Source organism: Desulfothermobacter acidiphilus, assembly GCF_052073645.1.
Lineage (GTDB): Bacteria > Bacillota > Desulfotomaculia > Desulfotomaculales > Ammonificaceae > Desulfothermobacter > Desulfothermobacter acidiphilus.
Map to the genome: position 1 here is coordinate 86570 of NZ_CM125440.1, position 12989 is coordinate 99558.

A 12989-nucleotide genomic window follows, 5' to 3' on the forward strand; every position below is an offset into this window, starting at 1 on the left:
CTTTGCCTGAAGGATCGCAGCTACCCGAATTAACGGTGAGTCAGCGGGTGCAGGTGGCGCGCGCAGGCGAGGAGGATTACTACGTTTCCACGGTGGAGGACATCACCGACGAGGCCATCTTCATCGCTTTGCCTTATCGCCAGCGCTCTCCCCTAATGTTGGAGGTGGGAGATCGGGTTAAGGTTCTGTTTCCAGGGGAGAGCGAGTGCTTTTGGTTTTCTTCAACCGTTCGAGCTCGGCTGGAAGAGGGCAAGGTGATTCTCTACGCCCTGACCTTGCCTACCACGGTCAAACGGGTGCAGCGGCGGCGGGATGTCCGACTTTACGAGACTATGCCGGTAGAGTTCGCCCCTTACCGGGAAGGAGAGGAGCCAGCCTGGCAACCGACCCTGGCGCTGGATTTAAGCGCCGGGGGGGTGCGAATCGCCTCGCCGCGCGCTTACGAGCCGGGTAGCACCCTTTGGGTACGTTTTCGCCTTCCTCTACGCAACGAGGAGTTGGAGATCGCTACCCCGGCGCGGGTGGCCCGCTGCGAACCGGTAGTGCTAGAGGGAAAACGGCTTTACCACCTGGGGCTGGAATTCCTGCAACTTTCCCGCAGCCAGAAGGATAAGATCTTCAGTTACGTGTTCTGGCGCATGATGGAAAAGCGGCGTCTCAGCTGAAGGGGAGGTGTATCCTTTGGCCGTGGATCGGGCCTGGATAGCTTACAAGCAGCGAGGAGATACTTCGAGCCAGGAGGAGTTGGTGCAACGCTACCTCCCCCTCGTCAAGTATCTGGTAGGGCGGATGGCAGTGCGCCTGCCCTCCTGGGTTTCGCTGGAGGACATCGAGGGGGCAGGGATCATGGGACTGCTTTCAGCCATGGAGCGTTTTGATCCTTCCCAGGGGGTGGAATTTGAGGCCTACGCCGGCTACCGCATCTGGGGGGCCATGATGGACGAAGTGCGGCGCTGGGCGCGCTTTTCCCGCCGCACCTGGCAGCAAATGCAGGCTTTGCTCCAGGTGCAGGAGCGCTGGGAGCGAGAAAAGGGCTGCCGTCCCAAGACGGAAGAAGCGGCCCGCGAGTTGGGCTGGGAACCGGAGCAGGTGGACCGGATAGGGCGCTACTTCGCCGCTTTCAATTCCTTGTCTCTGGAGGAAGCTAGGTCGGTGGAAGGGCGTTCTTCCTGGGAAGAGTTTCTGGCGGACCCCTCCGGCAACGACCCGCTGGAAGAGGTGCTGGAACGAGAAGACCTGGAGGTCCTAGCCGCGGCCGTTGGCCGCCTGGAAGAGCGCTTGCAACTTGTTCTCTCGCTTTACTATCAAGAGGGACTAACCCTGAGGGAAATAGGGGAGGTGCTGGGCATCTCGGAGTCGCGGGTGTGCCAGTTGCACACCCGCGCTCTGGCCCGATTGCGAGAGTTTCTAACCGGGGGGGGAAAAGATTGATCTGGGTGGCCGCAGCGCTGGCTTTTCTGCTGGGATTCTGCCTGGCCGTGCTGGCCGGCTTGCTTCTGTGGCGTCGGCAGCAGAGTTTCGCGGGGGCCTTGGAGGAATTCTCGGCGGGAGAAGAGTGCACCTGCAAGCAGCGCTTGAACGACGTTGAGCGCTGCTTGCAGGTGCTGTCCCGCGACCTGCGGGAAATAAGGGAGCAAGGGCAGCGGCTGGAGCAGCTCTGGCGCCAGCAAGCCCAGCTGGTGGCCCCGGAGGAAAAAGAGGAGCTCACCGAGCTAGCCCGACGCTGGGGCAAAAGCAAGGGCGAGGTGGAGCTCATGCTTCGCTTAGGACGCTGGCAAGGAGGGGTGAACCATGATAAGAGGAATATACACGGCGGGTACGGGATTAAACCAGCAGCAGAATCTTTTGGACGTGACGGCCAATAACCTGGCCAATCTTTCTACGCCTGGCTTCAAGGAGGATCGCTTGGCGGTCACTTCTTTCTCCGAGATTCTGCTCTATCGCTTGGAGCAATCGGGGCCGACACCCATAGGCACCACCAACTATGGCACTCTGCCCGAGAGCTCTTGGACCGATTTCACTCAAGGAGCTCTGGAGGAAACCGGTAACTACCGCGATGTGGCTCTGGCTGGGGACGGCTTTCTGGTGGCGCGGGTTAATGGCCAGGAGCTCTTGTTCCGCAGTGGCAGCCTTTTCGTGGACCGGGAAGGTTATTTGGTGACAGCCGCAGGTGACCGGGTGCTGGGAGAAAACCGCGATCCTATTCAAGTGGGGGAAGAGCCCTTTCACCTCGAGGCTAACGGCACGGTGACGGTGGGTGGTAGGGTGGTGGGGCGCTTGTTGGTGGTGCGGGTGATCCCTGACCAGCCCAAAGGGACGGCGGTTTGGGACAACGGAATTCTGGCCAAAGAGGGGAAAAATTACTACCGGTTGGGTAGGGGAACCCTGGCCCCGGCCACCGGTACCCAGGTGCGGCAAGGTTGGTTGGAGACGTCCAACGTGGATCTGGCGGCGAGCATGAGCCGGCTGGTGGAGAGCCTCCGCGCCTACCAGCTTTCCAGCCGGGTGCTCAGAACCCATGACGATTTACTGAACCGGATCATCAACCAAACGGCTAAGTAGTAGGGGGCTTGAACTTGGCGGCGCAAGGTCTTTCGGCAAACAATTCTACCACCGAGGAATATGTGGGTATAGCTGAGCTAAAAGTGGGGCGTGCGCCTTTGGTCCTAATCACTTTGGGCCTAGGTTCCTGTGTGGGAGTGGCCCTTTACGACCCGATAAAGAAAGTGGGAGGGCTCTTGCACGTCATGCTTCCTCGCTCCAGCGAATTTACCCGCAATTCGCACCCGGCTAAATTCGCCGATACCGGAGTGCCCCTATTGCTGGCCGAACTTTTAAAACTGGGAGCGGATAGGCGGCTGCTGGAAGCCAAGATCGCTGGCGGAGCTCAGATGTTTGAGGGCATGGTGAACATAGGGGAGCGCAATGTCAAAGCGGTGAAGGAGGCTTTGGCGTCTGCTGGTATAAAATTGATTGCTGCCGACGTAGGCGGCAATCGGGGACGCACTATGGTGCTGGACACCTCCACGGGCAAAGTGATCATCAAAACCTTGGGAGCTAGTCCAAAGGAGCTGTAGGGGAAATGGACTTCTACGCCTTTCGCGAAAAAGTGAAGGAGCATCTGGGTTTTGACCTTAGTAGCTATAAGGAAAACCAACTCAGGCGTCGTTTGGAAGCATACATGGCCCGCTTGGGGGTGGCGTCTTACGAAGCCTACCTGCAGCGTTTGCAAAGTGACCCGGCTTGCCTTCGCGATCTGGTGGCTTATCTCACCATCAGCGTGACCGAGTTTTTTCGTGACCCCCACCTCTTCCGGTGGCTGGAGGAGAAAGCCTTGCCGGAGCTTTTGCGCGAACAGTTTCTGCTCAAGATATGGAGCGCGGCCTGTGCTAACGGGGCTGAACCCTATTCTTTAGTCATATTGCTGGAGGAAATTACTCCGGGAAGGCGGCACCGAGTGGAAGCCACCGACGTTAACCCGCGGATTCTGGCGTTGGCGCGAGAAGGGGTTTTTACTGCCGATCTATTGCGCAATGTGGGGCCCCAGCGCCTGGCCCGCTTCTTCACTCCCTTGGACGGACGCTATGTTTTCCGTCCCGAGTACAGAGCGCGGGTGCTTTTTCGGGTGCATGATCTTTTGCGCGACCCCTATGGTCAAAATTACGACCTAATTCTGTGCCGCAACGTCCTTATATATTTCACCAAAGAGGCCCAGGATCGGGTGCTGGCCGGTTTTCAACGGGCGCTACGCCCAGGCGGGTATCTATTCTTGGGCGGCAGCGAGACCATCCTTAATTATCGCGAGGTAGGGTTCGAGCGCCGCTACGCCTCTCTTTATCAAAAGGTTAATTAGCTGCTAAAAGGGGAGGGTGATTTTTGGAAACTTACTTGGAGGTCTTGCAGGAAATTGGTAATATAGGCGTGGGTAACGCGGCCACGGCTCTAGCCGACCTGATCGGGAGCAAGGTGTTGATCACCGTGCCCCTGGCTCGTCTGGTTCCTTTAGAGGGCGTGTTCGCCGCGATGGGGAATCCGGAGGAGCCGGTGGCCGGAGTGCTGGTGCGGGTAGGGGGTGAGGTCAAGGGCACCGTGCTCTTCGCTTTCTCCTCTCCCAGTGCCCTGGAATTGGTGGAGCGTCTTACCGGAGAGCAAGTGACCGATCTCTTCGCTCTGACCCCGGCGGGTGCCTCGGTGCTCCAGGAGATCGGCAATATATTAACCGGCAATTTCCTCACGGCCATAAGTGATTTTACCGGACTTACCTTTGCGCCTGATGTGCCCTTTTACGCTTACGATATGCTGGCCTCGATTGTTTCCACTAGTTTAGTGGCGGGGGAGGTTATTGCCGATAGAGTGCTTTTCCTAGAAACCGAGTTCCTGCTGGATGGAAGGGCTATCACCGCTCATTTTTTCCTTTTCCTTACGCCCGCTTCTCTGGCTACCCTGCTCCAGTCCCTGGGCCTGGCGGCCGAGAACCTTTAGACGAGGAGGGATTTAATCCATGAGTAAAAGAGTGCTCGTAGTAGACGATGCGGCTTTTATGCGAATGATGATCAAGAATATTCTCACCAAAAACGGCTACGAAGTGGTAGGGGAGGCAGCCAACGGCCGGGAAGCAGTAGAGCTGTACCAGCAGCTCAAGCCCGATGTGGTGACCATGGACATAACCATGCCCGAAGTGGACGGCATCGAGGGCGTCAAGGCGATAAAGGCTGTTGACCCCAACGCCAAAATCGTGATGGTCAGCGCCATGGGGCAGCAGGCCATGGTGATGGAAGCCATCCAGGCTGGGGCCAAGGATTTCATCGTTAAGCCTTTCCAGCAGGAGCGTATTTTGCAAGCCCTGGAACGGGTTCTGGCCCGCGACGATTAGGGGGGAGAGCATGGCCGACGTATTGTCGCAGGCGGAAATAGACGCCTTGCTAGCGGCCCTAGCTGCGGGAGAGGTCTCGGAGGAAGATCTCCCAGAAGAGCAGGGAGCTCCTAAGAGGTACGACTTCCGCCGCCCCAACAAGTTCTCCAAGGAGCAGTTGCGAACCTTGCAGCTCCTGCACGAGAATTGGGCTCGCATTCTTTCCGGCTTTCTCTCCGGCTACCTGCGCTCTAACGTCACGGTAGCGGTTAGTGGGGTGGATCAGCTGACCTTTGACGACTTTATTCGCTCGCTGCCCACTCCCACTTTGCTGGCCGTCTTCACTTTGGACCCCCTGCCGGGAGCGGCGGTTATGGAAACTAACCCCAGCTTTCTCTTTCCGGTAATTGATCTGCTTTTCGGCGGGACTGGGGAGATGCCGGATAAGCTGCGCGAGTTCACTGAGATCGAGATTTCGGTGGGGCAGCGTCTAGCGGAAAAATTGCTAGAAAATCTGTCCTTCGCTTGGCGCGATGTTTTTAAGGTGAACCCAGTAGTGGAGGGAGTGGAAACCAATCCCCGGTTGCAGCAGATTATTTCTCCCAGCGAAGTGGTGGCGGTGATCACCCTGACCACCACCGTGGGGGCGGAATCCCGGGGGCTTATAAATCTTTGCTTCCCCCACTTAACATTGGAGCCGGTCCTGAGCCAGCTCTCGCGCTTCTACCACATGCGGCCCTCCGAGCCGCCGGATGCTTCGGCCATCCAGAACTTGCAGTATTGGCTGGGTAAGGTGCCGCTGGATATGACGGTGCTGGTGGGCGAGAGTATTTTGAGCGTGCAAGAATTTTTGCGCCTGGCTGAAGGCGACGTGGTGGTGCTGGATCGGCGCTTTGGAGAAGATCTGGATGTGTTGGTGGGCCAGGTAAAACGTTACCGGGCCCAGCCAGGGTTGCTGGGGCGGCGTCTGGCAGTGCAGATTACGGGTTTGGCGGAAGGGGGCTAAATTTAAGTGCACGACGAACATTTTCTCAGTCAGGAGGAGATCGATGCTCTTCTCAAGGATCCGGAGATGGCTCCGTCCGATGAGCCGGTGGGTCCTGGCCTGACTAACAAAGAGCAGGATGCTCTAGGAGAGATTGGGAATATAGCCATGGGGGCAGCTGCCACCGCCCTTTCGGAAATATTGGGGCGGCGGGTGGTAATAACCAGCCCCCAGGTGCGGGTGACCACTAAGGAGGAATTGCTGCAAGGCTTCGTGGTCCCTTACTTGATCGTGTCCGTTTCTTACACCGAAGGGCTTGAGGGGACTAGCTTGCTGGTGGTGAAGGTGGAGGATGCTTCGGTGATAGCCGATCTCATGATGGGGGGCGAGGGCCGGCGTTCCGATACTCTGGGTGAGATCGAGATCAGCGCCGTGGCCGAGGCCATGAACCAAATGATGGGAGCGGCGGCTACCTCGCTGGCCGACGTTTACCGTCGCACGGTGGGCATAGCTCCCCCCAAGGTGCGCACCTTTGCCCGCGAAGGGGAGCAGGCTACGGTCAACGATCTGGGGGTGGAGGACCCTATCGCCGTCATTTCCTTTCGCATGGCCATCGAGGATCTTTTAGACACCGAGATCATGCGGGTTCTATCGGTGGCCACGGCGAGGGAAGAGGCTTCGCTCCTATGGCAGGGGCTTGATCAAGCCGGGGGGGCAGCCGCCGCTGCCGAAACCCCTCCGGAAACTGCCGGAGCTCCGACGGAGGCCCCTTCGCCCGTTTACGCTCCGGCGAAGGGAGACTCCTCCTCGCCAGCAGGGTTTCCTCTTCCCGAAGGGGAGCGCTCTCGCTTGGAGCTTATATTAGACATTCCGCTTAAGGTCTCGGTGGTCCTGGGACGGACGCGCCGCCCCATAAAAGAGATCCTGGGAATGGGTCCAGGGAGCATTGTGGAGTTGGAAGCGCTGGTAGATGAGCCGGTGGAGGTGCTGGTCAACGGGGTGCTGGTAGCCCGGGGAGAGGTGGTGGTGGTAGAAGAGAATTTTGGCGTGCGCATCACCAGCATCATTACCCCCCAGGAGCGTCTCCGCTACTTGGCCCGCCCGCAAGAGCGTTGATCTTTCCCGGGAAGGAACTTAAAATGGAGAGAAAGCTCGGGAAAGGACGGTGTTGAGGTGGTAGTTGCCTGGTGGGTTCTTCTTACCCTTCTCTTCCTGGCTCCTTATTTTCGTGGCCTTTTCTTCCCTCCCGACCAGGAAAAAGCGTTGATTGTGGCTGCTTTATGCTTTTTCCTGGTTTATCTTTACCGTTGGGGGCAGCGCCGGACCCGCTTCTTCGAGCACCCTCTGGACGGGGCGATGTTGGCTCTAATGCTGATCTACGTAGCGACTTTGCCCTTGGCGGTCAATAAGGGGCTGGCCCTTAACGATGTGGTGAAGTACGCCTTGTACTTCACGGTTTTTTGGTCCGTTTCTCGCCTGGTGGACACGGGCGAGCGGGCGGAGAAGCTGTTTTACACTTTCTGGCTCTCTGGGGTGGGAGTGGCGTTGGCTGGTCTGGCCACGGCTACCCAGATTATTTTCATCCGCGATGGCTTCCTTAACGGGCGTATTTACTCTTCCTTCCAATATCCCAATGCGCTGGCCAGTTTTCTCTTGGCTTTGCTGTTATTGGGAACTTATCTCTGGTACCAATCTTGGAGGGAGGGACCGCACTGGCGCGGTTTAGCTTATTCTTCTTACGGCCTGGCGCTGGGTAACTTTCTGCTGGCGGCCGTATTCTGGGGGGCCAAGTCGCACGGTGGGGTTCTCACCCTGATTTTAATTCTGCCTCTTCTGTGGTGGCGTCTTCCCCGCGAGGCACGCCGCCCTTGGAGCCTGCATTTGTTGCAGGCCAACCTGTGGGGACTGTTGGCCGGCTTGAGTTTCACCCATTTGGCCTCGGCTGGCCGCTTCGATGCCGCCTGGGGGATAATCCTTCTAGGAACTCTGCTTTCCTTGGGCTGCCAGTGGTTAGTCGATTACGGTACTTACCGCGGTTGGCCTAACCCCTTGGATCGCGTGCCCCCTCCCGTTTGGTGGGGAGTTCCTTTGCTCTTCTTGGTAGCCGGTGCGGGGGCGGTGTTGGCCCAGCCCCACTGGCGAACCCTGCTCTGGAATTTGCTCCACGGCCGTAACGCCGTCGAGCGCTTATATTTTTATCGCGACGCTCTGGAAATGATGGCGGCTCGTCCCTGGTTGGGCTGGGGAGGAGGAGGTTGGCAGGAGGCCTACCGCGCCTTCCAGCATTACCTTTATAACTCCACTCAGGTGCACAGTTACTACCTACAGGTGGGAGTGGAAACGGGGATCGTGGGGCTGTTGGTGCTGCTGGCAGCGTGGTTTTTCTTCCTTCGCTCGGCTCACCGGCTCTATCAGGCTGCTGCCCCCCGCGAGCGCTTGCTGGTATGGACAAGCACCGTGGCTGCGCTGGCCATCGGTATCCACGCTGCCCTCGACTTTAACCTAGCTCTGGCGGCTTTGACTCTGTTGCTTTTCTCCCTTTTCGGAGTGATAACCGGGCTGGAGCTCTCCGCCCGGCAACCGCAGGAAGTGAGCAAGCGTGCCCGCCGCAAGGCGCGACTGCTCCGTCCTTCGCCAGCTCCCCTGGTGGCGGTGGGAGCTTTTTCCCTGTTGCTGGTCTTGCTGGGCACCACTTTGACTCTGGCGGGTAATGCAGCTCTGGCCGCGACCCAGGCCATGCAGCAGCACGATTTGAGCCGAGCTCAGGCGCTGGCCATGAAGGCCGTGAGCTACAATCCATTAAATCCCGATTACCGCGAGTTGCTGTCCAATATTTACCTATGGCAGCAGAACCCGGAAGCGGCGGTAAAAGAGGCCCAGGCGATGGTCAAGCTCAGCCGCTATAACGAGAAGAGCTACATCGTACTAACCGAGGCGTTAAAAGAGGCTGGCCATTACCGCGAGGCGGTGCAGGCGGCGGAAACAGCGGTCCGCATGGCACCCTTCCGCATTCAGAACTACGAGCTCCTGGCCACTACCGCTTTCTACGGCGGTTATATGGAGCTCTCCCATGGTAAGCGCGAGGAAGCTCGCGCTCTCTTCGACCAAGCGCTGCAGGTGCCCGGGATGATTCAGCAGCAGATGGCCAAGGTCACCCCGGAAGAGAAACGGCTGTGGGTAGTGGCACCTTACCTGGCTCCCACGCCCACCATTCGAGTGGTAGTGGGAGGATCGAATTACTTCCTGGGCAAGTACGCTCAGGCGGAGGCGGAAATCCTGGCGCTCTTGCCCCAGCTGCAGAGCGAGAAGGATAAGACCATCAAAGCTCAGGCTTTGCTCTGGCTGGTGCTTTCGCTGGAAAAGGAAGGCAAGTCATCGGAGGCTCAGCCCTACGTAGAGGAAGGGAAAAAGTTAACGCCCAATTTTGATCAGTGGCTGCAACAGGCCAGCAAGCTCCCGGTGCTGGCTTAAGAAGTTTTAGAATACTATGCTGCGCTTTCGCGGAGGGCTTGCAACGCCCTCCGTTTTCTGCTATAGTAAAGGCGAGTCTCCGAAGAGGCTCGGATAAAATAAAGATTTTTATCAATTAGATAACCTCTTGGCGTTAATAAAGCTTCCCACGGATGGGGGTGACAGTGCGAAGAGGCCAGCGCGAGTTTGAACGGGCGGCGGAGTCTTTTAAAGGAACACCCTTTAACGAAGAAAGGGGAAAGAAAGCATGGAGCAGAGGTTTGAGCCTAAGATCATCGGTTTCCTCTGTAACTGGTGTAGCTACGCTGGTGCCGACCTGGCCGGCGTCTCCCGTTTCCAGTACCCTCCTAACATTCGCATCATCCGCGTTATGTGTTCCGGTCGAGTCGATCCTTCCTTCGTGCTAAAGGCTTTGAAAGAAGGTGCCGACGGGGTGTTAATTGCTGGTTGCCACCCCGGTGACTGTCACTATGAGAGTGGCAACTACAAAGCCATGCGCCGCTATCTGTACCTGCAGAAGCTGCTTCGGGAGTTCGGAGTGGAAGACGAGCGGGTGCGGCTGGAGTGGATTTCGGCGGCGGAGGGAGCGCGTTTTGCCCAAGTGGTCACCGAGTTTACCGAAACCATCCGGCGCTTGGGTCCCTCTAAATTCAAAGACAAAGCGGCTGCGGGGAAGGGGGCGTAGGGCGTGGCGGAGAAGATTAAAATAGCCTCTTACTGGGCTGCCGACTGCGGTGGTTGTGACGTAGCCATTCTAGACACTCACGAAAAGTTTCTGGATATAATTCAAGCGGCCGATATCGTCTTCATGCCCATTGCTATGGATACCAAAGAGAAAGATGTAGAGGCCTTCCCCGACGGTTACATCGATGTTTGCTTCTTCCACGGTGCCATTCGTAACTCGGAAAACGAGCACATGGCCAAGCTCCTGCGCCGCAAATCCAAAGTGATGGTGGCTTTCGGGAGTTGCGCCATGATGGGCGGTATCCCAGGGCTGGCCAATTTCAAGGATCGAGATGGCGTTCTGCGCCGGGTTTACTGGGAGAGCCCTTCCACCGACAATCCAGGGCACATTCTACCCCAGACGGAGAACCAGATGCGCGAGGGGGTAATCACCCTACCCGCTTTCTACGACGAGGTCAAGACCTTGGCCGATGTAGTGCCGGTCGAATATCTTATGCCCGGCTGTCCTCCAGCTTCCCACCAGATATGGAACGTTTTTCAGGCCATTGCTTCTGGGAAGCTCCCCCCTCCGGGTTCGGTGATTGGTGCTTCCAACAAGTCGGTGTGCGAGGAGTGCCCCCGGATAAAAGAGAATAAAACCATCAAGCATTTTTACCGCGTGCACGAGATCATCCCCGACCCGGAGCGCTGCCTCTTGGAGCAGGGCATTCCCTGTATGGGGCCCGCCACCCGGGGCGGCTGCGGGGCGGCTTGTCCGGTGGCCAACCAGCCCTGCCGGGGCTGCTACGGCCCGCTGGATGGGGTGATCGATCACGGTGCCAAGTACGTGAGCGCCTTGGCTTCGGTTATCGATGCTAATAATCCGGAGGAGGCGGCCAAAATTCTGGACCAGATCCCCGACCCGGCGGGAATGCTTTATTGGTTTGGCTTGCCAGCCTCGCTCCTGAGGAAGGTGAGGAAATAATGCAGCGGGTTACGATCGATCCGATAACCAGGCTCGAAGGCCACGGGAAAATAGAAATCTTCCTTAACGAGCGGGGTGAGGTGGAGAACGCCTACTTTCAGATCCCCGAACTTCGCGGCTTCGAGAAGTTCGTGGAGGGGCGGGCTGCAGAAGAGGTCTCCCGAATCGTCAGCCGCATCTGCGGGGTCTGCTCGGGCACGCACCACGTTTGCGCGGGCAAGGCGATAGACAAGGTGTTCGGCGTGAAGCCCACCTCCACAGCTCTGAAACTGCGCCGGCTTTTCTACAGCGCCCACTTCATCCACAGCCATCTGGCCCACTTCTACGTCCTGGCGGCTCCCGACTTCGTCGTGGGTCCCGAAGCCGACCCACCGGTGCGCAACATCGTGGGTCTTATCAACAAGGTGGGTCTGGAGACTGGTGGTCAAGTCATTAAGGCGCGGAGGCTGGTCCAGGAAATTCAGACCATGCTGGGAGGACGTCCGGTGCATCCCGCCTTCATGCTCCCCGGCGGGGTGAGCAAGGGGCTTACCGAAGAGGAGCGGCTGCAGGTAGAGGAATGGGCCGAGTTCGAGGTGGAGTTCGCCCGCTTCTCCCTGAAGCTTTTTGAGGACGTGGTGCTCAAGAACAAGCAGTATCTGGAGCTCATCCAGAGCGACGCCTACCGCCTGGAGACTAACTACATGGGAATAGTGGACGAAAAGAACCGGGCGGATTTCTACGACGGTGAAGTCCGCTACGTGGACACCCAGGGGCGGGAGATCGGACGCTACAAGGAAGAGGAGTACCTGGAGCACGTGGCCGAGCACGTAGAGCCCTGGAGCTACCTTAAATTCCCCTTTTTGAAGAAGGTGGGCTGGAAAGGGTTTGTGGAGGGCCCTGGCACCTCGGTTTATCAGGCAGCGCCACTGGGGCGGATTAACGCGGCCGACGCCATGAAGACGCCGCTGGCGGAAGAGGAGCGGCAGAAGTTCTTCGACTTCCTGGGAGGACGACCGGTGCACAATGTTCTGGCCACCCACTGGGCTCGCTTGATCGAGAATCTGCAGGCGGCCGAAGAGCTCCGGGATCTGGCGCGCGATCCCGAGATCACCAGTCCCGACATCCGCAACATTCCCGAGGGAGTGGCAGGAGAGGGAGTGGGTATCATCGAAGCGCCGCGCGGCACCCTTACGCACCATTACCAAGCTGATGAGAAGGGTATCATCGTCAAGGCCAACCTCATCGTTGGCACCACCAATAACAATGCCCCCATCTGCATGGCGGTGAAGAAGGCAGCTCAGCACCTCATTAAGCCCGGTGTGGCTGTCAGGGAAGGGCTTTTGAATATGATTGAAATGGCTTTCCGGGCCTTTGATCCCTGTTTCAGCTGCGCTACCCATGCGTTGATGGGGGAGTTGCCGCTAATGGTCAGTATTTACAATCACAACGGGGAATTGCTGGAGCAGTTCCGCCGCAGCTGAGCTCAATTCGGCAGGTAAAAGGGGCCTTCCCGGGAAGTATTCCTGGGGAGGCTCTGTTTTCCTTGGAGGAGCGAACAATGCGAGCAAAGGCGCGTCTGATAATCGTGGGCTGCGGTCACCCCTACGGCGGGGACGATGCCGCGGGGCTGGAGGTGGTTCGTCGTCTTCAGGAGGAGGGTCTTCCCCCAGGGGTGGAAGCGGTGGCCTGCGGCACGGCGGGGCTGGGCATTTTGGACTTTCTCTACGAGGCCGAGAGGGGTATCCTAGTAGATGCCATGGTGGCCGATCTCCCGCCCGGGTCGGTGTTGCGTTTGACCGAAGCCGACTTACCCGAAGGGGCGAGGAGGCTTTCCGCCCACGATGTCACTGTGCGCGAGGCTCTGGCCTGGGGCCGGCGGGTGGGGGTGCCGATGCCGCAGGAACTGGTGATCATCGGTATCGTGGCCAAGGAGTTGGGGCTCTGGCGGGAGACCCTTTCGCCCGAAGTGGCGGCGGGGGTGGAGCAGGCGCTGGCCCTGATCCGCCAGGAAATCGAACGTTTTTTGCAAAAGACAGGCCAAGTACCTTAGA

15 protein-coding genes are annotated in these 12989 nt (G+C 58.3%); all 15 read left to right on the forward strand.

What is annotated here, in order from left to right; all coding sequences use genetic code 11:
- Positions 1–2: 2 nt before the first annotated feature.
- The 15 genes from ACTLLP_RS00530 (at position 3) to ACTLLP_RS00600 (ending at position 12988) form a co-directional block, all read left to right on the forward strand.
- Positions 3–665 carry a flagellar brake protein gene (locus tag ACTLLP_RS00530; RefSeq protein ID WP_441059732.1) on the forward strand — a complete coding sequence of 221 codons (663 nt, stop codon included), beginning with the start codon at positions 3–5 and terminating at the stop codon, positions 663–665.
- Between the two features lie 22 nt (positions 666–687).
- Entirely contained in the window at positions 688–1431 is a 744-nt protein-coding gene (locus tag ACTLLP_RS00535; protein WP_441061527.1) for a sigma-70 family RNA polymerase sigma factor, read from the forward strand.
- Positions 1428–1865: a hypothetical protein gene (locus tag ACTLLP_RS00540; RefSeq protein WP_441059734.1), complete on the forward strand. Its 438-nt coding sequence runs from the start codon at positions 1428–1430 to the stop codon at positions 1863–1865. The genes ACTLLP_RS00535 and ACTLLP_RS00540 overlap by 4 nt, the downstream gene beginning before the upstream one ends.
- Positions 1792–2562: a flagellar hook-basal body protein gene (locus tag ACTLLP_RS00545; protein ID WP_441059736.1), complete on the forward strand. Its 771-nt coding sequence runs from the start codon at positions 1792–1794 to the stop codon at positions 2560–2562. The genes ACTLLP_RS00540 and ACTLLP_RS00545 overlap by 74 nt, the downstream gene beginning before the upstream one ends.
- Positions 2563–2576: 14 nt before the next feature.
- Positions 2577–3077: a chemotaxis protein CheD gene (locus ACTLLP_RS00550; RefSeq protein WP_441059738.1), complete on the forward strand. Its 501-nt coding sequence runs from the start codon at positions 2577–2579 to the stop codon at positions 3075–3077.
- 5 nt (positions 3078–3082) lie between these two features.
- Positions 3083–3853: a CheR family methyltransferase gene (locus ACTLLP_RS00555; protein WP_441059740.1), complete on the forward strand. Its 771-nt coding sequence runs from the start codon at positions 3083–3085 to the stop codon at positions 3851–3853.
- Between the two features lie 23 nt (positions 3854–3876).
- A complete protein-coding gene (locus ACTLLP_RS00560; protein WP_441059741.1) occupies positions 3877–4482 on the forward strand; it encodes a chemotaxis protein CheC in 606 nt (201 codons plus the stop codon).
- Positions 4483–4501: 19 nt separating this feature from the next.
- The gene (locus ACTLLP_RS00565; protein ID WP_441059743.1) at positions 4502–4873 is read left to right on the forward strand and encodes a response regulator; all 372 of its coding nucleotides are present in this window, start codon (positions 4502–4504) and stop codon (positions 4871–4873) included.
- Between the two features lie 10 nt (positions 4874–4883).
- On the forward strand, positions 4884–5858 hold the full coding sequence (gene fliM / locus ACTLLP_RS00570; RefSeq protein ID WP_441059745.1) for a flagellar motor switch protein FliM: 975 nt from the start codon (positions 4884–4886) through the stop codon (positions 5856–5858).
- Between the two features lie 6 nt (positions 5859–5864).
- Positions 5865–6953 carry a flagellar motor switch phosphatase FliY gene (fliY, locus tag ACTLLP_RS00575; protein WP_441059747.1) on the forward strand — a complete coding sequence of 363 codons (1089 nt, stop codon included), beginning with the start codon at positions 5865–5867 and terminating at the stop codon, positions 6951–6953.
- Between the two features lie 57 nt (positions 6954–7010).
- On the forward strand, positions 7011–9308 hold the full coding sequence (locus ACTLLP_RS00580) for an O-antigen ligase family protein (RefSeq protein WP_441059749.1): 2298 nt from the start codon (positions 7011–7013) through the stop codon (positions 9306–9308).
- A 247-nt stretch (positions 9309–9555) separates the two neighbouring features.
- Positions 9556–9993, forward strand: coding sequence for a hydrogenase iron-sulfur subunit (locus ACTLLP_RS00585; RefSeq protein WP_441059751.1), 438 nt, complete (start codon positions 9556–9558; stop codon positions 9991–9993).
- 3 nt (positions 9994–9996) lie between these two features.
- Positions 9997–10956 (forward strand): NADH-quinone oxidoreductase subunit B family protein, encoded by a 960-nt coding sequence (locus ACTLLP_RS00590; RefSeq protein ID WP_441059753.1) that lies wholly within the window; start codon positions 9997–9999, stop codon positions 10954–10956.
- Positions 10956–12419, forward strand: coding sequence for a Ni/Fe hydrogenase subunit alpha (locus ACTLLP_RS00595; RefSeq protein WP_441059755.1), 1464 nt, complete (start codon positions 10956–10958; stop codon positions 12417–12419). The genes ACTLLP_RS00590 and ACTLLP_RS00595 overlap by 1 nt, the downstream gene beginning before the upstream one ends.
- Before the next feature lie 77 nt (positions 12420–12496).
- Positions 12497–12988: a hydrogenase maturation protease gene (locus ACTLLP_RS00600; protein ID WP_441059757.1), complete on the forward strand. Its 492-nt coding sequence runs from the start codon at positions 12497–12499 to the stop codon at positions 12986–12988.
- Position 12989: the final 1 nt, after the last annotated feature.